15 protein-coding genes and 1 riboswitch are annotated in these 22266 nt (G+C 65.0%); of the genes, 12 read left to right on the forward strand and 3 right to left on the reverse strand.

The features are described from left to right. Nucleotides 1-74 precede the first annotated feature (74 nt). From IPP90_14815 to IPP90_14825, 3 genes are all read left to right on the forward strand, one after another. Nucleotides 75-686 (forward strand): sulfoxide reductase heme-binding subunit YedZ, encoded by a 612-nt coding sequence (locus IPP90_14815; protein MBL0171961.1) that lies wholly within the window; start codon nt 75-77, stop codon nt 684-686. A 130-nt stretch (nt 687-816) separates the two neighbouring features. Further along, a complete protein-coding gene (locus tag IPP90_14820) occupies nt 817-3693 on the forward strand; it encodes an EAL domain-containing protein (GenBank protein MBL0171962.1) in 2877 nt (958 codons plus the stop codon). Next, nucleotides 3632-5014, forward strand: coding sequence for a class I SAM-dependent RNA methyltransferase (locus IPP90_14825; GenBank protein MBL0171963.1), 1383 nt, complete (start codon nt 3632-3634; stop codon nt 5012-5014). The genes IPP90_14820 and IPP90_14825 overlap by 62 nt, the downstream gene beginning before the upstream one ends. Here the strand turns inward: IPP90_14825 and IPP90_14830 are convergent. Beyond that, on the reverse strand, nt 4968-5564 hold the full coding sequence (locus IPP90_14830) for an ATP-binding protein (protein ID MBL0171964.1): 597 nt from the start codon (nt 5562-5564) through the stop codon (nt 4968-4970). The two genes, IPP90_14825 and IPP90_14830, sit on opposite strands and share 47 nt — an antisense overlap. Continuing rightward, the gene (locus IPP90_14835; GenBank protein ID MBL0171965.1) at nt 5510-6145 is read right to left on the reverse strand and encodes a nicotinamide mononucleotide transporter; all 636 of its coding nucleotides are present in this window, start codon (nt 6143-6145) and stop codon (nt 5510-5512) included. Before IPP90_14835 ends, IPP90_14830 begins: the two co-directional genes overlap by 55 nt. A 44-nt stretch (nt 6146-6189) precedes the next feature. Then, nucleotides 6190-6293, forward strand: a riboswitch (TPP riboswitch). On the opposite strand from IPP90_14835, the gene IPP90_14840 reads away from it, so the two are divergent. From IPP90_14840 to IPP90_14865, 6 genes are all read left to right on the forward strand, one after another. Continuing rightward, the gene (locus IPP90_14840) at nt 6285-8381 is read left to right on the forward strand and encodes a TonB-dependent receptor (GenBank protein MBL0171966.1); all 2097 of its coding nucleotides are present in this window, start codon (nt 6285-6287) and stop codon (nt 8379-8381) included. Its footprint overlaps the riboswitch before it by 9 nt. 213 nt (nt 8382-8594) lie before the next feature. Then, nucleotides 8595-9167 carry a sigma-70 family RNA polymerase sigma factor gene (locus IPP90_14845; protein MBL0171967.1) on the forward strand — a complete coding sequence of 191 codons (573 nt, stop codon included), beginning with the start codon at nt 8595-8597 and terminating at the stop codon, nt 9165-9167. After that, nucleotides 9164-9907, forward strand: coding sequence for an anti-sigma factor (locus IPP90_14850; GenBank protein ID MBL0171968.1), 744 nt, complete (start codon nt 9164-9166; stop codon nt 9905-9907). Before IPP90_14845 ends, IPP90_14850 begins: the two co-directional genes overlap by 4 nt. 54 nt (nt 9908-9961) lie before the next feature. Continuing rightward, a complete protein-coding gene (locus IPP90_14855; GenBank protein MBL0171969.1) occupies nt 9962-11182 on the forward strand; it encodes a GAF domain-containing protein in 1221 nt (406 codons plus the stop codon). Nucleotides 11183-11212: 30 nt separating this feature from the next. Continuing rightward, on the forward strand, nt 11213-14005 hold the full coding sequence (locus tag IPP90_14860; GenBank protein MBL0171970.1) for a 2-oxoglutarate dehydrogenase E1 component: 2793 nt from the start codon (nt 11213-11215) through the stop codon (nt 14003-14005). Then, nucleotides 14002-16674, forward strand: a complete 2673-nt coding sequence (locus IPP90_14865; protein ID MBL0171971.1) for a PIG-L family deacetylase — start codon at nt 14002-14004, stop codon at nt 16672-16674. The genes IPP90_14860 and IPP90_14865 overlap by 4 nt, the downstream gene beginning before the upstream one ends. Nucleotides 16675-16723: 49 nt before the next feature. Here the strand turns inward: IPP90_14865 and IPP90_14870 are convergent, their stop codons facing one another. Then, nucleotides 16724-18400, reverse strand: a complete 1677-nt coding sequence (locus IPP90_14870; GenBank protein ID MBL0171972.1) for a sodium:solute symporter — start codon at nt 18398-18400, stop codon at nt 16724-16726. Nucleotides 18401-18572: 172 nt separating this feature from the next. Between IPP90_14870 and IPP90_14875 the strand changes: the two genes are divergently transcribed. The 3 genes from IPP90_14875 to IPP90_14885 all read left to right on the forward strand — a co-directional run bounded on the left by IPP90_14875 (nt 18573) and on the right by IPP90_14885 (nt 22250). Then, nucleotides 18573-19865 (forward strand): NAD(P)/FAD-dependent oxidoreductase, encoded by a 1293-nt coding sequence (locus tag IPP90_14875; protein ID MBL0171973.1) that lies wholly within the window; start codon nt 18573-18575, stop codon nt 19863-19865. Between the two features lie 76 nt (nt 19866-19941). Next, the gene (locus IPP90_14880) at nt 19942-21651 is read left to right on the forward strand and encodes a response regulator (protein ID MBL0171974.1); all 1710 of its coding nucleotides are present in this window, start codon (nt 19942-19944) and stop codon (nt 21649-21651) included. Beyond that, a complete protein-coding gene (locus IPP90_14885; protein ID MBL0171975.1) occupies nt 21648-22250 on the forward strand; it encodes an ANTAR domain-containing protein in 603 nt (200 codons plus the stop codon). The genes IPP90_14880 and IPP90_14885 overlap by 4 nt, the downstream gene beginning before the upstream one ends. Nucleotides 22251-22266: the final 16 nt, after the last annotated feature.

Here is a 22266-nt window from a genome sequence, read left to right on the forward strand (position 1 = left end):
ACGCTGCCGTTCAACGGGTACGCCGATCAGGTGGCCTCGCTGTATGCCGGCATGGACCTTCGCAAGAACTATTGATGGTGCGTCGGTGGATTCGGCCGGCCCTCTGGGTGCTGGTCATCGCACCACTCGTGTGGATGATTGCCCGAGGCATCATGGGAGACCTTGGGGCCAATCCGATTGAGCGACTGGAAGACGAAACCGGTCGATGGACGCTGCGCCTGCTGGCCGGCTCGCTCGCCGTTTCGCCGCTCGTGGCGTTCACGCGATGGGGATGGCTGGTTCGCGAACGACGCTTTCTAGGACTTGGTGCGTTCTTCTATGCCGTCATGCACCTAAACGTGTACATCGGTCTCGACAATTTTTTTGATGTCGACGATATCGTGAAGGACGTGCTGAAACATCTGTACGTGACGGTCGGCATGACCGCGTTCCTGCTGCTGGTACCGCTCGCCGTCACCTCGACGAAAGGATGGGTCCGTCGGCTGGGCGGAAAACGGTGGACGCAACTGCATCGCCTGGTGTATGTGGCGGCAACCGCCGGGTGCGTCCATTTCATCTGGGCGGTGAAGAAGGACAAGACGGAACCGTTGATCTATGCGGCGGTCTTCCTGGTCCTGTTCGCGCTGCGATTTGTCGAACGGCGGCCGACGGGCCGATCCCGACGCGAGGCCGGGCCAGTGGCGTGACGATGTGGTCCCCCGGGGCGTCTACCTAAAGACGATACACCGCCCCAGGCGCCGATGCCGGCTCCGAACGCGTGACGCACACCTGGCCGGGGTGCCGTCTCGTGCCCGTTCGTGCCTCACGTCCCTCTCGATGTCCGTTTCCGTTGGCGCGAATGCCGCGCGTTCGGGCGCCCACCCGACGTCGAACGCCGCTACCGCTCCGCAAGGGGTGCGAGCGGTCACGGCACCCCATGGCCAACCGGCATTCCAGTCGGTGGTGTTTGGTCGCGCGTGGGATGCGACGCTGTTGGGCGGACTCGGCGTGTATACGCTGGCGCTGTGCGTGTGGCTGGTGGTGAGTGCGCGTGGCGACGCGGCACCCGCCCGGGGGCCGGCGTTTGCCTCCGCCGTACTGTCATTGTGCGCGGCGGCACTGGCCATCCGCGCATCGCGCGAGAATCGCCTCGACCGGGGGAGCCGCCACTGTTGGCGCGTCATCGCCCTCGCCGTCGTCGTCAATGCCATCGGCAGCCTGACAATCTCAGCCGGCGGCTCGTGGCTGGCCCCATCTGATGCCCGCACCGTGTCGGCGTATGCGGGACTCACCGCGCAGATGATGCTGTTGGTGGCGCTCCTGCAGAAGCCAAGCGCGCCGCAATCATCGCTGGACCAGGCGACCCTGTGGTTGGACGCGGCTACTGTCACGGTTGGCGGACTCCTGGTTGTGTGGTACGACCTGCACGTGCTCTCCGGTGATCGGACTCCGTCGTCGCTCGGTGCGTTCATTCTTTCGCATCTGGTTGTCGTCGTGGACCTTGTGCTGTTGATGGTCACCTCGGTGCTGTGGCGACGCACGGCCTTCGCGCATCGGGCCTATGTGTTGCTCCTGCTGGCGGCGGCGTTGCTGGTGGGTGCGCTGTCCCACACGGCGGCTGTCGTTGTCCTTACGCGCGATGTCCCCGCGCCGGTGTGGCTCACCGCCATCGCGCCCATCAGCACGCTGCTCTTCGCGATTGCGGCCTGGTTGAAGTCGGCGACCGCCGGGGCGTTGGCGGTGCGCACGGCCGCGCACTCGGCGCGCGCGCAACTGAGCGCGAGCATCATCCCGTACGTGGCCGCACTTCCCGGCTTTGCGTTGCTGCTCAAGGCGTCGCATGAGCAGGCGCTGCAACCGGTTGGTGGCTTGGTGATCGGCGCGGTGGCCATCGCGATTCTCGCGTTTGCGCGTCAGGTTGCCTCAGCGCGCGAGGCCGTTCGCGCGCTGACGGAATCGGCGGCCAAGCACAACGAGGCGCGCTTTCAGGCACTCGTCCAGCACTCGAGTGACGTGATCACGATTCTCGACGCGCGCGGATACATCCGCTATGTGAGTCCGTCGGTGGCGACCGTGCTGGGGCATGACTCGTCCCGCCTGGTGGGGACTCGTCTGGCCGACCTGCTGCACCCGGAGGATGTTGAGGGGGCGACGATGTTCCTCGCCGATCTCGCACGATCGGCGGGGCCGCGCGCCACGCCCAGTCACCTGCCCGGCTCGTTCAAGCGCGAATGGCGGATTGCCCATGCCAACGGCGACTGGATGTCGGTGGACAACGTGGGGACCAATCTGCTCCGCGAGCCGGTGGTGCAGGGGTTGGTGCTCAATACCCGCGATGTCACGGAGCAGAGCGTTATCAAACAGCAGTACATGCACCAGGCGTTTCACGATCCGCTTACCGACTTGGCGAATCGCTCGCTGTTTCTCTATCAGGTGGGTCATGCGTTGGCCCGCGCTACTCGGCAGCAGCATGCCGTCACCGTGCTCTTCCTGGATCTCGACAATTTCAAGACCGTCAACGACTCGCTCGGGCATGCGGCCGGCGATCGGTTACTGGTGGAAGCGGCCCGGCGCTTGTCGTCCTGCGTCCGGGATAGTGACCTGATTGCGCGTTTGGGCGGGGACGAATTTGCGATGCTCATTGAGGATGGTGACGGGGACGATGACGTGCTTGGCATCGCCGAGCGCATCGCCGACGCGCTCTCGAGGCCCTTCAAGTTGAGCGGCAAGGAAGTGTTTGTCGGCGCCAGCATCGGCATTGCCCGCACGTCGCGTGGCGAGACCACTGACGATCTGGTGCGAAACGCCGATGTGGCGATGTACGTGGCCAAGACGCGCGGCAAGGGTGGCTATGTCCTGTTCGAGCCGGAAATGCACGCGGCGGCGATGGATCGCTTGGTGGTGGAAGCCGACCTGCGTGCGGCGATCGACCGCGAGGAGTTCCTGCTGGAGTATCAGCCGATCGTGCTGCTGGCCACCGGTGAGATCATCGGCGCCGAGGCGCTGGTGCGATGGGCGTGTCGCGAGCGCGGAACCGTGCCCCCGGGGTTGTTCATTCCGATTGCCGAGGAGACCGGTCTGATTGTCCCGATCGGGCGCTGGGTGTTGCGGCGCGCGTGTCGAATGGCCAGGCAGTGGGAGCAGGAACGCGGTCATCCCATGCGCATCACCGTCAACCTGTCCGGCCGCCAGTTGCAGGATCCGGGCATTGTGGACGATGTGCGTGCCGCCCTGCGCGACTCCGGGCTCGATCCCAAGCATCTGGTGCTCGAACTGACCGAGAGCATGCTGATGCAGAATACCGACCTTTCCATGGCGCGCCTTACCGCGCTCAAGGGCCTGGGCGTGTCCCTGGCTATCGACGACTTCGGGACCGGTTATTCTTCCCTGAGCTATCTGCAGCGCTATCCGATCGACATCCTGAAGATCGACAAGGCGTTCGTGGATGTCATCGATAAGGGAGGCGAGGGTCCAGTGCTGGCCAGTGCGATTGTGGCGCTCGGAGAAACGCTGCGGATGAGTACCGTGGCGGAGGGGATCGAGACGGAGGCGCAGCGCGGCAAGCTATTACAGCTGGGCTGCGAACTGGGACAGGGGTACCTGTTCGCGCCGCCGCTCGAGGCGACAGAGTTCTATCGCCTGCTCCTCGTCCGTGGCGCACGCTCGTATTCGCCGCTACGACGGCATCGCGAAATGGGTGCCCACGCCGCGTAATACTTCGCGTAGCGCCCTGCATCCGGCGCCGGCCCAGGTGATGACGCCCCGGACGTTCGACGCCTTTGCCATCGCTGCCCCCGGGCTGGCGCCCCTGCTGGCTGATGAACTCCGCGCGCTTGATGTGGTGATCGGTGAGGTGAGTGCGGCGGGCGTGGTGTTTCCCGCGACGATTGCCTCGTTGCTGCATGTGAACCTGTGGTCGCGGCTCGCCACGCGGGTGATCGTGCGTGTGGCCGAGTTCACGGCCCGCGACTTCGCCACACTGGAAAAGCAGTCAAAACGGGTGCCGTGGTCGACATTGATTGCGCCCGGCGCCGCTGTGCGCTTCCGCGTGACGTGCCGGAAATCCCGACTCTATCATTCCGACGCCGTGGCAGAGCGTGTCGCGCGGGCAGTGGCTGGCGCGGTGCCGTCAGCGTCGGTGCTGGCCCGTGAAATCGGTGACGAAGTGCAGGACGACGCCGTGGACGTTGACCTGTCCGCGCGGGTCTCGAGCGACGCTGAGTCGTCGCAATTGATTGTGGTGCGGTTCGAGCATGACCGTTGCACGATCAGTCTGGACAGTTCCGGCGACTTGCTGCATCGACGCGGATGGCGACAGGCCGTGGCGAAGGCGCCGTTGCGGGAGACGTTGGCGGCAGCCATGCTGGCCGCGTGCGACTGGCACGGTGATGTGCCGTTGATCGATCCGTTTTGCGGCTCGGGCACCATTGGCATCGAAGGCGCGCTGCGGGCGCGCAACATGGCTCCCGGATTGACTCGACGATTTGCGCTGGAGGGCTGGCCCGGCGTGAGCGCATCATGGGTGGCGGCACAACGCGACGCGGCGCGGATGCTCGCGCGACCCACGGCGGGGGTGCCCATTCGAATGAGTGATCGCGATGCCGGTGCCTGCGCCGCAGCGCGTGCGAATGCCGAGCGGGCCGGCGTGGCGGCCGATGTCGAGATCACGCAGTGTGCGATTTCGGCCGTCGATCTCTCGGCGCTTGGTCCGCGCGGACTCGTGCTTACGAATCCGCCCTACGGACTGCGCGTCAGCGAAGGGGCCGATCTGCGCGCGCTCTACGCGCGACTGGGTGACATCGTGCGCACCGGAGGACCGGACTGGCGCCTTGGGCTGTTGGTGCCTGATCGCCACCTCGCGGCACAGACCCGACTGCAGTTTGAGTCGCTCCTCCGAACGTCCAACGGCGGGATCGGGGTGTCGGTGGAACGATCAAAGGGCAAACCCGCGCGACGCCAGGGTGCCGCCCGGGCGGGGGGCTGCGGCGTCAGGCGCGGAAGAGTGGGGAGTCGCGAACCACCCGCGCCACTCTGAATCGATCGACGCAATTCAACGGCGCGATGGAAACGTGAGATCCAGTCGCCACGGACGATCGTGAATGGCGCTCAGGGGGCGGGCGAGGGATTTCGAACAACGCGTGCAGTTCGGTGCGACGGTCGCCTCGGTCGCGCACGCCATCGGCAACCCAGGGCGCGTCGATATCCAGCAGCAAGTAGTGCGCCGGACGGCGGGCCAGGGCGGCGTCTTCGATGAACTGGGGACAGCGTCCAAAGTAGTGGTGGCAATACACGACGGTGCTGACGAGATCGGTGTCGTGGATCAGGCGGGCGTCTCCTCGGGCAAGCGCGCGCGCCAGGTACTCGTCCTCCAGCGCCATCTGCCCTTTCGCGATGGGCCCGTGGTCGCGGAAGTCCAATGGCGCTCCCTTCGTTGCGGCGTACTCGCGAACGAATTCCGGAACCGCCAGTGCCCCATAGTGTTCGGCCAGCTGTCCGGCGAGCGTCGTCTTCCCGACCGACTCCGATCCGGTCAGGACGACGCGGGTGATGCGATCAGCGTCGTTCGATTGGCGGAGCGTTTCCATTGCACGAGACCGATGATGGCCAACACGAGAAACACCGCGTAGAGCACGGCCGTAAGCCGGAGTCCGCGCGACAGGAGGAGGGGAACGTACACCACATCAACGGCAATCCAGAGCAGCCAGTTCTCGAGCAGTTTCCGGGTCATCATCCACTGCGCGATGAGACTGACCGACACCAGCGCGGCATCGAGATGCGGAAGCGCCGAGCCCGGAATGCGCGACGTGATGGTGGACAGCACGAGCCAGGTGGCCATTCCCACTCCGGCCAGAAGCAACAGGAGCGCTGCGGGTGTGCGTGTCACCACCACCGGCACGCGAAGGCCGCCACCGCGCGCCCAATGCCACCAGCCATAAAATGACAGCACCAGGTAGACCACCTGCAATCCGGTGTCCGAGTAGAGGCCTGTTCGGGCGAAAACCACGATATAGAAGCCGGCGTTGAGCACGCCCAGTGGCCAGTTCCAGATATTTTCACGGGTGACCAGCCAGACGTTGAGGACGCCGGTGATGAAACCGAACAGCTCCGCGCAGGAGCTGCCGTGCGCGCCTAGCCAGGCGCAGAGATCACGCGTGCCGTCGACCATATCGGTGAAGGTAGCGCGCGCGCGGTCTGCGCGGATATGTTGTACCGACAAGACCGGGGTGCCTGCCGCACTGTCGCGCGCAGGCTGAGAGAGTCCCGCTGAACCTGATCCGGTTCGTACCGGCGTAGGGAGTCCCTCTATGATCACGCGTGTAAACGTGCGCCGATGGCGCTCGTCCTGGCTGGCCGCCGCCATCAGCATCTCGCTGCCTACCGCCGCCAATGCCCAGTCTGTTCCGCCCTCGCGTCGCGACAGCAGTCAGCGCGCCGATACCGGTCAACGCATCGAGCGCGTGCTCGTGTCGGCCATTCGTGCCGGCGACACGGCACCCATCTCCCAGTCGACCATCGGGCGGGACGTCATCGCGCCGCGACATTTCGGACAGGACGTTCCGCTCCTGTTGCAGGGCGCATCCCCGTCGCTGACCGCGCATACGGAAACCGGCACGCCGTGGGGGTACAGCTACCTGCGGCTGCGGGGCCTCGACCAGACGCGCATCAACATCACGATTGACGGCATTCCGCTCAACGACATGGAGGACCAGGTCCTCTATTTCGCCAACTTCGCCGATCTGATGGCGAGTGTGCAGACGGTGCAAGTGCAACGTGGCGTTGGAACGAGCACGGCCGGCACGGCGTCGTTTGCCGGTTCCGTCAATTTCGAAACGATGCCGGTGGCACTGAAGGATGCCGGCGGGGACATCAGTCTTCAGCTGGGTTCGTTCGGTGCGCAACGTGCCAGTGTGTCGTTCCGGTCGGGGCTCACGGACAGTCGTTTCGCGGTGTACGGGCGGGCCAGTGCGCTGCGTACGAACGGCTATCGCGATCACAGCGGCGTGATGGGGCGCACGGGGTTTGTCGGTGCGGGCTGGTTCGGGGCGCGGACCATCGTCAAGGCGACTGCGCTGGTCGGATTGCTTGCCGATACGCTGTCATATACAGGCGCCACACGGGCCGAACTGGATGCGAATCGACGCTACAATCCGTTGGCGCCTGACGAACTGGACAAGTTCGGACAACAGCTGCTGGCGCTTTCCGTCTCCCACGTGTTGTCCGACGCGGCCACGGTGAGCTCCACCGTCTATCGCAATTCGGCGAGTGGCCACTACGACTACTTCTACGACGCGGATCGGTATCGATATGGTCTGGCCCATACCTGGTACGGTACCACCAGTGCGGTCAACGTCGAACACGGTGATTGGCACCTGAATCTTGGTGTGAACGCGAACACGTACGCGCGTGCGCATCGGGCGTTCCTGCGACCGGATCTTACGGCGGCGCTGTATGACAACACCGGCCACAAGCAGGACGCGAGCGCGTTTGCCAAAGCCTCGCTGGACCAGGGGCGGGTGCGCTGGTTTGCCGACCTGCAGACGCGATGGATGCGATTTCGCTATACGCCCGATGTCCGTGCCGGTGTCGATGCGCGGAGCATCGACTGGACTTTTTTCAATCCCAAGGCGGGCGCCACGGTACGACTGGGTGGGGCGTGGAGTGCTTTTGCATCGTACGGCGTCACGACGCGCGAGCCGGCGCGCAGTGACCTGCTGGCTGGCGACGATGACCTCAACGCCGGGAACGTGGCCGACTACGGCGACTTCTCACGCGTCAAACCCGAATCGGTGCGGGACGCCGAGGCGGGAGTGAAATGGCTGGCCGACGGACGCTCACTGCAGGCCAACGTCTACAGCATGGATTTCCGGAACGACATTGCCCGCATTGGTGCGCCCACCGCGTCGGGATCGGTGCTGCGGCGCAACGTGGGGGCGAGCTATCGGCGCGGCGTGGAGGTTGATGGGCGGTGGACCATTGCGCCGCGTGTCGTGGTGGCGGGCAACGCCGCATGGAGTGCGAACCGCATCCGGTCATTCACCGATTCGTCGCGCGGCACGCCGGTGGTGCGACGCCACGTCGAACCATTGCTCACGCCGCGGTACATGAGTGCGCATCGGGTCGAGCTGTCGGCGAGTCGGGTGTGGACGGTGACGGCGGAAGGTCGCTACCAATCGCGCGCCTTTCTGGACAACACGAGCAGCGTCGATCGGGTGCTGCCGGACTTCTACGTGCTGGACGCGACGGCGCGCGCCGAGTGGGGGCGCTATGCGGTGACCGTGCGCGGGGCGAATCTCGGGAACACGCAGAAGTTCGGGAGCGGATCGGTGAGTGGAACGGGCACCGTGCGGTACTTCGTGCTCCCGGTGCGGGCGGTATTTGCCACGGTGGATGTGAAGTTCTGAGAGCATTGGCGGGGAGGAATGGCCTTCAATCCCCCCTCACTGCATCCAGCGTGCTCGCTTTGACGAATGGCATAGTGCAGGTTGTCTATTGCCCGTGGTGGAGCGTGCATGACCAGGACCCTACGATCACGTATGGACGAACCCAAGCGAATCAATGCGAGTGATCCGGCCCGGGCGCACCTGGCGCTGGTAACCGCGGACGACGCGAACGCGCTGGCGGAACCGTTACTGCCGCGCATCGCGGCCGGCGACGAACACGCGGTACGCGAGTGCGTGGCTCGGTATGGTGCGCTGGTGTGGTCACTGGTCCGTCGCTGGTCGCCGGATGCGCAGGATGCCGAGGACGCGGTGCAGGATGTGTTCATCGATCTCTGGCGCAGTGCGTCCAAGTTCGATGTGGCACGGGCAACGGAAGCCGGGTGGGTGGCCATGGTCACTCGGCGGCGTCTCATTGATCGGATGCGTCGTCGTCAACGGCTGCCGGAGCTGGAGCCGATGTCCGAAGAGCACGATGTGGCGGATGAATCGGCCGAGGATATTGCGCAGGCCATGGATCGCACCACGCGCGCCGATCGGGCGCGGGCGGTGCTGAACGAATTGCCGGCAGCACAACGTCGCATGCTGGAGTTGTCGCTGCTGGAGGGGAAAACCCATGATGAAATCGCGCGCGAAACCGACACGCCGCTGGGCACCGTGAAGTCGCACATTCGTCGCGGACTCAAGCGAGCCCGTGAACTGATGAATAGCGCCGGCAATGGCGCCGTGGACGGGAGGGACGACGCATGATGGATGACAACGAGCCGCCGCTGTCGGATGCGCAGCAATGGGAAGTGGCCGCCGCTGAACTGACGGCGGCGATGGCATTCGATGCGCGGACGGCAAGCGATGCGCTGCCGCCGGCACTGGCCGAACGCATCACCAAGGCGGGAGAGGCATTCGTGCGCACCACGCGGGTGCCGGGTGTTACCGCCAATCCCGTCGTGCCCATCACCAGTGCGGTGCCGGCGAGACGACTGGCCAGTTGGACCGGGTGGTTGGCGGCGGCGGCGGTGCTGGCGGTGTGGGTGGGTGTGTCGCGGTGGACTGGTTCTTCGGCGTCTGCGCCTGTGGTGTCAGTGGCCCAGACCGGGGTGGTGCTGCGCGACTCGCTGCTGCAAGCGGATAGTGCGCTCACCCGATTGGCCTGGGGCGCGTCCACCGACAGCAGCGCCATCGGGGCCACCGGCGATGTGGTATGGAGTGCGCGGGCGCAGCGCGGCGTCATGCGCATTGCCGGTCTTCAGCCCAACGACCGCACGCGCTGGCAGTATCAGCTGTGGATTTTCGACAAGAAGCGGGACCAGCGCTATCCGGTGGACGGGGGCGTGTTCGATATCCCTGCGGGAGCGCACGAGGTGTTCGTGCCGATCGATGCGCGACTGCCGGTTGGTGAAGCGGTGTTGTTCGCGATTACCATCGAGCCACCGGGCGGCGTGGTGGTGTCGAAACGGGAACGCATCGCGTTGCTGGCGAAGCCGGCGAGCTAGTCGGTCGTTGGGCGACGACCTGTTGTATTCCGACTCGCCTCGGGCGACGACCTGTTGTATTCCGACTATCGCAAAACCGAGGAGCTTGGCACGCTCCGCGAAGTGGCGCGCGCCCTCGCCGCCGGCACCAGCGCCAGTGACCTCCTCAATATCCTGTGCGAGGCGGCCACCAATCAGGGGCGTTCCATCGGCGCGTCGGTGGTCGAGGTGGGCACTGACACGGGCACCTTTGTGGCCGTGCGAGGTCCGTCCAAGGAACTCATGGGATTGCGATTCCCGCTGGCCGGCAGCGTGACCGGGCGCGTGGCCCAGGAGCGCAAGACGATTTCCATCACGTCCCCCAACGAAAGCTCGCCGCTGTTCGCAGAGTTGCTGCCGAAGTTGGGGATCGGGCCCATCATGGTGCTCCCCCTGCTGGCGCAGTCGCAACTGATGGGTGTGCTGTCGGTGTTTCGGCGCGAGGGAGAGACGAAGTTCGACGCCCATGATGAATCGCGGTTGGCCGCGGTGGCGGATCTCGCGGCGCTGGCCCTCTGGAAGACCAGCCTGCTGGAAGAAGCACAATCCGCCGACGCGGCCAAGACAAGCCTTTTGGCGACACTATCGCACGAGCTTCGAACTCCTTTAGCGGCACTAGAGGGATATGGTGAGCTTTTGGAAGACGAGATTCTCGGGCCGCTGACCAGTTCGCAGCGCGATGCATTGGTTCGGTTGCGAACCGTCAGTCGGCATCTTGGCTCCCTGATCGAGGACATCCTCACGTACGCATCGCTGGAGGCAGACCGTCTATCAATCCGGGTCGCGCCGCTTGAGGTCGCCTCACTTCTTGACTCGCTCCTGCCGTTTGTCGAACCGCTGGCTCGCGAGAAGGGGATTGCGTTTCGACTGGAGCTGGCGGACGCGCTGCCGGATCTGGTGACCGACGAGGACCGACTGCGACAAATCCTGCTGAATCTGGTCCAGAACGCCGTCAAGTTCACCGAACGGGGCGAGGTGCTGCTGCGCGTGACATTGGGGACGCCGACCGCCGATGGTGTGCCCTGCATCCGGTTCGTGGTGCGCGATACCGGGGTGGGCATCGATGCTGCGGATCTCCCCCGGTTGTTTCGTCCCTTCTCGCAGCTGGAGGATGTGCAGTCGCGTCGGCATCGCGGAACCGGTTTGGGACTCTACATCTCGCGTCGCCTCGCGAGTCTGCTTGGCGGACGCGTGGAAGTGGTGTCTCGTCCGAGCGAGGGATCGCAGTTCACACTGGTACTTCCGGTTGTTCGCTGAGTGGAATCGCGCCGTTAGATTCCCACGCCTATGAGCGAATCTGCGATTACCAGCGTGTTCAACGACGGCCTCATTGCCGAGCAGTTCGAGCGGTATCGACACGATCCGGCCAGTGTCGACGAGACCTGGCGTCAGTATTTCCGGATTGCGGAGTCGCTGTTCGCGTCATCGCCGTCCAGTGCCAGCCGTCCCACGTCGCGTAGCGCCGTGAGCGAGGCTCCCGGCCTCGAGATGCTCAAGAAGGTTGCCGGTGCCGCGTCGCTGCTGCAGGCCATTCGCGACTACGGCCACTACGCCGTACAACTCGACCCACTTGGCTCGCCACCGGCAGGCGCTGATGAACTCAGCGAGGCATTCCATGGACTCACCGAGGCCGATCTCGCGTCGATTCCCGGTGCGGCTATTGGTGATGATCGTTTTCCGACGGCGCTGGACAACATCCGGCGCAAACGCGAGGTGTATTCGGAGCATATCGGATACGAAGTGTGGCACCTGGAAGCCAACGACGAACGCGAATGGTTCCGGTTGGCGTTTCGCGACGGGATTCTCACGCGCGACCTGACCATTGACGAAAAGCAGGCGATGCTGCATCGCCTCAATGAAGTGGACGGCCTGGAGCGTTTTCTCGGACGCGCGTATGTGGGCTACAAGCGGTTTTCGGTGGAGGGAACGGACGCCCTGATCCCCATGCTGGATGCGGTCATCGACGAATCGGGGCGCGCCGGGGCGCGCGACGTGGTCATCGGCATGGCGCATCGTGGTCGGCTCAATGTGCTCACCAACGTCATGGGCAAGCCGTTTGAAGCGCTGTTTGCCGAGTTCGAGGGACGTCACGATCACGCCGACGAAAATGCCACGGGTGACGTGAAGTACCACATGGGGTATGTCGGCGCGCGCACCGTGGACGGACGTGCGGTGCGGCTGCGGTTGGTGCCGAATCCCTCGCATCTCGAAATCGTCAATCCCGTGGTGGAGGGCGTCGCGCGCGCGCTGCAGCGCATGCCGGGCCGCCCGGGGGAGCGCGATGAACTGGCCGTTGTCCCGGTGGCCATTCATGGCGACGCGGCGTTCCCCGGCGAGGGGATCGTGGCTGAGACGCTCAACATCTCGCATCTGAACGCGTACCGCACGGGCGGGACGATTCATATCATCGTCAACAATCAGGTGGGTTTCACCACCGATCCTTCCGACGCGCGCTCCACCTACTACGCGTCCGATCTGGCCAAGGGATTCGAGATCCCGATCTTCCACGTGAACGGCGATGATGCGCAGGCGTGCATCACCGCGGTGCGGCTGGCGTGTGCGTACCGCGCTCGCTTCAAGAAAGACGTGCTGATCGATCTGGTGGGCTATCGCCGGCATGGACACAACGAAGGCGACGAGCCCACGTTCACACAGCCCAAGCGGTACGCGTTGATCAAGCAGCATCCGACGGTGGCGCAGGCCTGGGCCAACCGACTGGTCGCCGAGGGCGTCATGACGACGGATGAGACGATTGCCGTCGAACAATCGGTGTCCGCCCGCTATGCCACCATCCACGCGAAGTTCAAGGCGTCGCTCCTGGGCAGTGAAACGCATGCGCCCTGGCCGGCGGAGTCCGCGCCCGCGCAGGCCGCCTTTCGCACAGCCGTTCCCGCCGAGCGACTGCAGCTGATCAATGAATCGCTGCTCAGCTATCCGGCGGATTTCTCGCCACATCCGCGGCTGGCTAAGACGCTTGAGCGGCGACGCGACGCGATGGGCGCGGCGGGCGGCATCGACTGGGGACATGCGGAGGCGCTGGCCTTCGGCTCGCTGCTGCTGGACGGGGTGTCGATTCGCCTGAGCGGGCAGGATGTGGAGCGCGGGACGTTTTCGCACCGGCATGCGGTGTTGAGCGACAGCGAGACCGGACGCAAATACGCGCCGCTGTCCCAACTTCCCGGTCGTCAGGGCGTGTTCGAGATCTACAACTCGGCCTTGTCGGAGACCGCCGTGCTGGGGTTTGAATACGGCTTCAGCACGGTGGCCACCGACGTGCTCACGCTATGGGAGGCGCAGTTCGGTGATTTCGTGAACGTGGCGCAACCGATCATCGATCAGTTCATCGTGGCCGACCGCGCCAAGTGGGGCCAGGACAGCAACGTCGTGTTGCTGCTGCCGCACGGGTATGAAGGTCAGGGGCCGGAGCATTCCAGCGCGCGTCTCGAGCGCTTCCTGCAATTGTGCGCCGAAGGGAACATGACCGTCGCGTATTGCACCACGCCGGCCCAGTATTTTCACCTGTTGCGCCGACAAGCCCTGCGTCGCGATCGCCGCCCGTTGGTGTGCATGCAACCAAAGTCTTTGTTGCGGCTGCCGCAGGCCGGCTCGCAGCTGGAGTCACTTGCCGGTGGCGCATTCCAGTCGGTCATCGACGATCCCATCGCGTCGCAGCACCGCGATGAGGTGCGCCGCGTGGTATTCTGCTCGGGCAAGTTGTACTACGACCTGGTCCTGGCGCCGTCGCGAAATCCCCACGTCGCATTGGTGCGAGTCGAGGAGCTGTATCCCTGGCCGCATGAGGAGATTGCCCGGCTGATGCAACAGTATCCGGCGGTTGAACAAGTCGTCTGGGCGCAGGAGGAACCACGCAATCAGGGGGCCTGGACGTATGTGCAACCGCGTCTTCGGGCGTCGGCCGGTGCTGCCGTCGGTGTGCGCTACGCAGGTCGCCCCGAGCGCGCGAGTCCCGCGGAAGGCGCTGCCGATGCGCATCAGGAAGAGCAGGCGCGCATCGTGGCGTTGGTGATGGACGTTGGCGATGGTGCCGCGCAGCGTTACGCGACACCGGTGCCGCGGTGAACGCCCGCACGGTGGTCTCGGTGTTGGCGGGAGTGGCGCTGCTCGCACCCGTCGCGATGGCCGCCCAGACGGGCGTAACCGCCGAGCGCGGCGCGGCCGCCCTGGGTTCGGTGCTGGATGGGTTGGGCACGACCGGTCGGGTGTTGACCGTCGCAGCGCATCCCGACGACGAGGACACGCAGTTCATCGCCTGGCTCACCCGCGGACGTCACGTGGAGACGGCGTATCTCTCGCTGACGCGCGGTGATGGCGGGCAGAATCTCATTGGCAACGAACTGGGCGAAGCGCTGGGCGCGATTCGCACGCAGGAATTGCTGTCGGCCCGACGCCTTGATGGCGGGCGACAATATTTTTCGCGCGCGTTCGACTTCGGGTTCAGCAAGAACGCTGAAGAGACGTACACGCATTGGCCCAAGGATTCGATCCTCGGCGACGTGATTCGCGTGGTGCGCGCGTTTCGGCCGCAGGTGATGGTGGCATTCTTCAGCGGCACGCCGCGGGACGGCCATGGGCATCATCAGGTGTCCGGGCTGTTGGCGCGCGAAGCGTACGACCTGGCGGCCGACACCGTGCGATTCCCGGTGGCGGGCTACGGTCTGCCGTGGACACCGCTCAAGTTCTACCGCAGTGCGCGGCAAAATCCAGCGGAGGCCACGCTGCGCATGAACGTGGGCGAGTACGACGCGCTGTTGGGTCGCAGTTACTACGAGATTGCGGCGGAGAGTCGTTCGCAGCACAAATCGCAGGGCTTTGGGGTGCTGCAGCGCAAAGGCGTCATCATGGATGCGATCACCCGTGAAGCCGCCCGCACCGGGCCCGCGAATGCCAAGGACGAGACCAGTCTGTTTGACGGCGTGGACACGACGTGGGCCCCGTTGCGGGCCAAGTTGCCGTCGATGGCGCAACTGCAGCTTGACTCGGCGCTCACCCTGATCGGGACCGTGCGCCGCGCGTATCGGGCTGACGATCCGACCCCGATCATCGTGCCGCTCGCCGCCGCACTACGTCTGTTGCGCGCGGCGCGTTCCGCACTGCCTACCTCACCGGCGGTGTTGTTTGCGGGCACGGCGGGGATGACACCACGCATCAGCCCCCGCCGAGCCACCGATGCCGATCCCGCGTTGTGGGATGCGTTGCAACTGGCGATTGGTCGCGCGGAGCGGGCGCTGGCGCTGGCGGCCGGCGTGGCGGTTGAAGCCACCGCGCCACGCGCCGTGTTTCCGGTGCGCGAAGCCCGAAAGACGAATGTCGGGGATTCGCTGCCGGTCACGGTGACGGTGTTCAATCGCGGTCGCGTGCCGGTGACGATGGCGTACGCGGGCATGCGCGACTACGCGCAACCCGCTGGTGGTTTCCCGGAGAAGAACGTGCCGATTGCCCCGGACAGCGCGCTGACCTTTCAACGGTGGGCGGTGGCGTTTGAACCGGCCTCACCGTGGTGGCGCATGAACGGTCGCAAGCAGCAGGACTGGTTCCAGGCACCGATCGATGCGAACGACGAAGCCACGTCGGAAGACCGCACCGCGACGGTGGTGCGCGCCAGTGTGATCATTGCCGGTGAGATGGTCGGCGTGACCACACCCGTCGTGAATCGATTTGCCGATCCGATCAGGGGTGACCAGCAAGTACCTGTTTCGGCCGTGCCCGGTATCACCGTGGGATTGGCCAGCGCGATCGAGTACATGCGTGCCGGCGTGCCCGTGGAGCGCGAGATTCCCGTGCGCATTCAGTCAGCGTATGACAGCGCGACCACCGTTCGCGTGCGATTGGACTTGCCGGAGGGGCTCAAGGCCGATTCAGCGGAACGCGTGCGCGTGTTACCGCGAGACGGCAGTGCGGTGGTGGTGTTCCGGGTGACCGGCATGGTACCCGTCGGTCGACATATTGTCGGTGCATTCGCGCAACACGAGAAGGTCGAGTCAATGAGTGGTTATTACACGATTGCGTACGACCACATCACGCCGCAGCGCCTGTACGGCACGTCGGGGATGTATCTCTCGGCGGTGAGCGTGAAGATTCCGCCGCGGGCGCGTGTGGGCTACATCACGGGGTCGGGCGACCTGGGACTCGAGGCACTGCGCCAGCTGGATGTGGCGGTGGAAAAGATCGAACCATCGGCCATTGCCGGTACTGATCTTTCGCGCTTCACGTCGATCGTCGTGGGACCGCGCGCGTACGAATCCAGCGACGAGCTGGTCCGGCAGAATCCACGACTGCTGGACTACGCCAAGCGCGGTGGCACGCTGGTGGTGCAGTACGGGGCGCAGGACATGAGCAAGTATCCAGTGACCCCGTATCCGTTGCAGTGGACCCGTCCGGCGGCGCGCGTCACCATGGAGCAAGCGCCGGTGACGGTGCTGCAACCCACGTCCCCGCTGCTCACAGTGCCCAACAAGATTGGCGATGACGACTGGAAAGACTGGGTGCAGGAGCGGGCGACGTATATGCCCACCACTATCGATCCGCGGTACACGCCGTTGTTGTCGATGAACGATCCGGAGGAGCCGACGAATCGCGGCGCGCTGTTGGTGGCGCCGGTGGGCAAGGGGCGCTACGTGTACGTGACGCTGGCGCTGTTCCGGCAACTGCCGAACGGTGTGCCGGGCGCGGCGCGCATCCTGCTGAATCTGATCAATGCGGCGCCGATGGCGGTGCCGCCGAAGATGTGAGAGGGGGCAGCGGAGAGGGCGAAGGATCAACGTCGCGATCCCCGTTCTCTCAGGGTACTCTCTCTCCGCCCAAACTGAGTACGGACCCCACAAGCACCACGGTCACGGCGCCAATGACATTGTGCCAGAGGAACGCCACCGACGGTGCACCAAATGACACGGACGCGACGACACTCATGCCGGCCAGCAGGCCCACGAAGGCGCCGAGGGCACGCGTGCGCGGGATCATGGCCAGAATGAACACGCCCAGAATCGAGCCGTAGAAAAACGATCCGAAGCGATTCACGACTTCGATGAGAGAACCGAGCGTGGCGGCGTATGTGGCAACGACACAGGCAAAAACCCCCCATCCCGCCGTGGCGATGCGCGACACATTCAGGAAGTGCTGGTCGCTGGCCTCGGGGCGATACCAGCGGCGGTAGAAATCGATGACCGTGGCGGTGGAGAGCGAGCTGAGTTCGGCCGAGATGGCGGACATGGCGGCGCCGAGCACGGCGGCGATGAAGAGCCCGGCGAGGCCCAGAGGGAGAAAGCCCAGCACAAAGCGCGGAATGATGTAATTGACGTCGCGTGAGGGCTGACCGGTGATGCGCTCCGCTTCCTTCAGGGCGTCGGCGCGCACGGCGGTGACTTCCGCGTCGGTCGTCTTGAAGCCAATCAGCGCGGCGCTGGCAGCCGCGTTGTTACCGGTGTGCCGCGCATCGGACGCAGCACGGGCGGCTGATGTGCGCGCCGCGATGGCGGTGGCGTAGCGCGATTCGAGCGACGCGTACACGGCGGGTTCGGCCGCCTGCACCTTGGCGCTGTGCGTGGGGTTGAACAGCATGGGCGGCGGCTCGAACAGGAAAAACAGGAACACCAGCACACCCACCAGCAGCACCAGCGCCTGCAGTGGAATCTTCCAGTACGCACTCATGAGCAACGAGCTGCGCGCTTCATCCACCGACTTGGCCGCGAGATAGCGCTGCACCTGACTCTGATCCGTGCCGAAGTACGACAGCATGAGGAATGTGCCGCCGATGATCCCCGACCAGAACGTGTACGTCTTCGTCACATCGAAGGAGAAATCGAACACCTGCAGGCGACCGGCCGCACCGGCAATGTGCAGTGCGTCGTCGAGTGGAATGGGCATCCGCACGATGAGCACAATCACGATGGACGTGAGGGCCGCCACTACGATGACCATTTGCTTCACGTCGGCCCAGGCGACCGCGCGCACACCGCCAAAAACAGTGTACGTGATGGTGGGTATGCCGATGAGCGCCACGGACCAAGCCAGGTCCCAGCCGAAGATGGCCGAGAACACCACCGCAGGCGCCGCGAGGATGGTGCTGCACGACATGCCGCGCGACAGCAGGAACAGCAAACTGGTGAGTGACCGCGTCTTGGCGTCAAATCGCCGCTCAAGGTACTCGTAGGCGGTGTAGACCTTGGCGCCGTGCAGGAACGGCACCAGCGTGACGCCCAGAATGACCATGGCAATCGGCAGTCCGAAATAGAACTGCACGAAGCGCAGCCCGTCGGTCGCACCCTGGCCGGTTGTCCCGATGAGCGTGACGGCCGAGAGCTGCGTGGCCATGACGGATAGTCCGACGGCCCACCACGGCAGGCTGCGTCCGGCCAGAAAGTAGCCTTCCAGATTGGACGTGCCGCGTGATCGACGAAGGCCGTCGACGACCAGATATGTCAGGTAGGCGGCCACCACGACCCAGTTGATCCAATGCATGGCCGTTCAGCTGGCGTAGCGAGACTGGAGCAGCCACAGCACCGCCAGGGTGATCACCTGGATACTGAGCACGCGCCACAAGGTTGAGCGAAAGCGAGAGGGCATGACAAGAAAGTACCACGCGGCACGTGGGACATCGACTAGACTGTCAGGGGAACCTCTTGGAGCCCGTATGCCTGACCGCACGCCAGATACCCGTCCGCACGTGATTATCATCGGAGGCGGCTTCGCCGGATTGGCGGCCGCTCGCGAGCTGCGCCGGGCACCAGTGCGCATTACGCTCCTCGATCGCGAGAACCACCATACGTTTCAGCCGCTGCTCTATCAGGTGGCTACGGCGGGTTTGGCCCCCAGCGACATCACCGTCCCGATCCGCTGGCGATTGCGCCATCAGCAGAACACGACGGTCCTGCTGGCCGAGGTGCGACAAATCGATGCGGCACGCCGATTCGTCAGGCTGGACGACCAGAGCGAGCTTCACTACGACTTCCTGATCGTGGCCACCGGCGCCCGCCACGGGTACTTCGGTCATGACGAGTGGGAGGCGTTCGCCCCGGGGCTCAAGAGCATTGAGGACGCCTACGACATGCGACAGCGCTTTCTCATGGCATTCGAGCGGGCCGAGCGGTCGGACGATCCTGCCGAACGTGAGGCGAACCTGACGTTCGTGGTGGTGGGTGCTGGTCCAACCGGGGTGGAGCTGGCGGGGAGCTTGCCGGACATCGCCCGCAGCGCGTTGGCGAAGGATTTCCGCAATATCGACACGCGGACCACGCGGGTCCTGCTGGTCGAAGCGGGTCCGAGGATCCTACCCACGTTCCCCGAGGATCTGTCGCGGGCGGCGCAGCGTGATCTGGAACGACTGGGGGTTGAGGTGCTCCTGGGAACGCCGGTGACGCACATCGACGCCACGTCGGTCGTTGTGGGCACGAGCCCCATCGCCACGCGCACCGTGTTCTGGGCGGCGGGTAACGTGGCGTCGCCGCTGGGGCGAATGCTGGGCGCCGAGACGGATCGCTCTGGTCGGGTGAAGGTGGAGAGCGACTGCTCGGTGTTGGGGCATGCGGAAGTCTTTGTGGTGGGCGACCTGTGCGCGCTCCTCCGTGCCGATGGCAAACCCGTCCCTGCGGTGGCACCGACCGCCAACCAAACCGGTCAACACGCCGCGCGCATGATTCGGGCGACAGTGGGTGGCAGACCGCGCGCACCGTTTCGATACTTCCACAAAGGTGACCTCGCCACGATTGGCCGGCACAAGGCTGTGGCGGCGTTCGGTGGGCTTCACCTCAGCGGCTATCTCACCTGGTTCCTGTGGCTTTTTGTCCACCTGATGTATCTGGTGGGTTTTCGCAATCGTGCGGTGGTGCTGGTGCAGTGGGCGTATGCCTATATCACGTACCAGCGAGGTGTGCGATTGATTGCGGGTACATGGCGCCGCCCTGCGCCCGCGATCGAACCTCGCTAGACTTCCCCGCAGACGTGCTGTGTATGGTCGGGGCGACGCCGCTTCGCACGCCCGCTTTACCGCTAAAATCTCTGTCATGGCTCTTGAGTCGCTGAGCGAGCAGGCGTTGTCACAAGGATTGCCAGATGCGGTGGCGCTCGCCGAGGCATTGGCGCGTACGGAACGAGAGCTGTCGACGATTATTGAACTCGCGCCATCGGCGGTGCGGGTCATCGATCTGAGCGGCCGCGTGGTGCGGGCAAACACCCATGCGCAGTCGGAAGTGGCCGATGCGCCGCCGCTCACCGTGCGGGAGCTTTGGGAGCGCGATCAACCCCGGCGTCTGGAAGACGACGTGACGTTGGCGTTCCTCGAGACGCCGGCGATGCGCGCCCTGGCGGGTATCACCACACGCGGCGAATTGCTGGCGGTCCGCGGTTCCCCAGCGGGTGACCATCGCGTTCTCGAAGTGAATGCGGCCCCGTTGCTCGATGACTGTGAACGCGTGATCGGGGCCGTGCTGCTTGATCGCGATGTGTCCGAGAGCCGTCGATTGGAGCGGATCCTGGATCAGGAGGCGCTACGCAGTGCGGAATTGGAGTCGCGCGTGATGACCGAGGCGGATCGGATCGAACAAATCGTCGAGGAACGCGCGCGCGCGCTGGCCGCTCGCGAGGCCATCATGGCGCGCGACCGACGATTGGCGGCCATCGGGCAATTGGCGGCCGGCGTGATGCACGACGTGAACAACGCCCTCAACCCGATCATGGCGGCGGCGTATTTGCTGCGGCACCACGCCGAGTCACCGGACGCTGTTCGTGACTACGCCGATCGGATTCGCACAGCGGCCGAAACTGGCGCGGCCACGGCGTCCCGCGTGGGCCGGTTCATTCGCCAGGAACCGATGCACGCCGGGGCGGATCAGATCATCGACCTCTCGACGCTGGTCGAAGAGGTGCTCGGGCTGACGGAGTCGATGCGGCAGCGTCGGCCCCGCGGGGGAGCAGAGGTATTGGTGGAGCGTGACTATGGCGTGCGGGTGACGATTCGCGGAATTCCGGGCGAGATCCGTGAAGCGCTCCTCAACCTGGTCTCGAACGCGATGGACGCCATGCCGGACGGCGGAACGCTGACCGTCCGGACCGCCGTGTCCAATAGCGAGGCGGTGGTCGTTGTCCAGGACGATGGGTCGGGGATGAGTGCGGAGGTTCGCGAGCGCGCGTTTGAACCGTTCTTCACCACCAAGGGTGCGGCGGGATCGGGATTGGGATTGGCCGAGGTGTACGGGATCGCGCGCCGACATCGTGGTTCGGTCACGCTGGCCTCGGCTCCCGGAGAGGGCGCTGCGATCAGCATACACTTTCCGCTGGAACAGCCTGACCCGTTGACTGAAGAGCCAGAGGGGCCTCTGGTGCAGGCCGTGCCGCTCCATATTCTGGTGGTCGAGGACCACAACGACGGCCGGGAGTTCCTGCGCCGACTCCTTCAGGCCAATGGACACATGGTGGACGCGGTCGCGAATTGTACGGAAGCGCGTGAACGACTCGCGGCGGCGGCGACTTCCGTGTACCATCTCATGCTGACCGACGTCGGTCTGCCGGACGGAAGCGGCTGGGATCTGGTCGCTTTCGTTCGAGAACGGTTCCCCTCCTTGCGAGTCGGGGTGATTACTGGGTGGGAACCGATGATCAGCAGTGCGGACGCAGTGGGCGCAGAATTCGTGCTGCGCAAGCCGCTCAACGCTGCCGAGTTGCTGGCTCATATCGCGGGGCAATCGGGCTCCCGCTCTACCCGAGCAATGACATGACGGACGTTCCGTCGACAATTCGTGTACTGGTTGCCGAAGACAATGCCCTCGAGCGTTCGACGCTGGTCGACCTGCTGAGCGCACTGGGACACATGGTGGTGGCGGAGGTCGCATCCGGTGCGGAGGCGATCGAGCGAGCGCAACAGCTCACGCCGGACGCCGTGCTGCTCGATGTGCATATGCCTGGTGCCAGCGGCGTGGAGGCGGCGGATGCCATCGCACATGCGCTACCCGGCACTGCGGTGGTGCTCATCACCGGTGACCTGTCGCTGTCCCTGTCCTCGGCCGATGCCTTGCGCAGCACCGCGGTCGCGCTGCTGGCCAAGCCGACTCCGCCGACCACATTGGACGCGACCCTGCGCATGGCCGTCATGCGCGCCCGCGAGCTGTTGGAAGCCAAGCGGGAAGCGGCGGAGGCGAAGGAGCAGTTGGAAGCGCGCAAACTCATCGAACGCGCGAAAGGCATCCTGATGCGCCGCACCGGCAGCAGCGAGCAGGAAGCGTATCGCATCATGCAGCGCAGCAGCCAGGATCGATCAGTGCGCATGGTGGATATCGCGAAGGCCGTGATTGACAGCGAGCCGGGCATGAAGCCCTGATGCAACGCGGCCCCGA

It is taken from the genome of Gemmatimonadaceae bacterium (genome assembly GCA_016720905.1).
Classification (GTDB): domain Bacteria; phylum Gemmatimonadota; class Gemmatimonadetes; order Gemmatimonadales; family Gemmatimonadaceae; genus Gemmatimonas.

Bases quoted from the DNA above. Each gene is read 5' to 3' on its own strand.
- IPP90_14815 (MBL0171961.1), top strand. From the start codon at position 75: ATGGTGCGTCGGTGGATTCGGCCGGCCCTCTGGGTGCTGGTCATCGCA.
- IPP90_14820 (MBL0171962.1), top strand. From the start codon at position 817: ATGTCCGTTTCCGTTGGCGCGAATGCCGCGCGTTCGGGCGCCCACCCG.
- IPP90_14830 (MBL0171964.1), bottom strand. From the start codon at position 5,564: ATGGAAACGCTCCGCCAATCGAACGACGCTGATCGCATCACCCGCGTC.
- IPP90_14835 (MBL0171965.1), bottom strand. From the start codon at position 6,145: ATGGTCGACGGCACGCGTGATCTCTGCGCCTGGCTAGGCGCGCACGGC.
- IPP90_14840 (MBL0171966.1), top strand. From the start codon at position 6,285: ATGATCACGCGTGTAAACGTGCGCCGATGGCGCTCGTCCTGGCTGGCC.
- IPP90_14850 (MBL0171968.1), top strand. From the start codon at position 9,164: ATGATGGATGACAACGAGCCGCCGCTGTCGGATGCGCAGCAATGGGAA.
- IPP90_14860 (MBL0171970.1), top strand. From the start codon at position 11,213: ATGAGCGAATCTGCGATTACCAGCGTGTTCAACGACGGCCTCATTGCC.
- IPP90_14870 (MBL0171972.1), bottom strand. From the start codon at position 18,400: ATGCATTGGATCAACTGGGTCGTGGTGGCCGCCTACCTGACATATCTG.
- IPP90_14875 (MBL0171973.1), top strand. From the start codon at position 18,573: ATGCCTGACCGCACGCCAGATACCCGTCCGCACGTGATTATCATCGGA.
- IPP90_14880 (MBL0171974.1), top strand. From the start codon at position 19,942: ATGGCTCTTGAGTCGCTGAGCGAGCAGGCGTTGTCACAAGGATTGCCA.
- IPP90_14885 (MBL0171975.1), top strand. From the start codon at position 21,648: ATGACGGACGTTCCGTCGACAATTCGTGTACTGGTTGCCGAAGACAAT.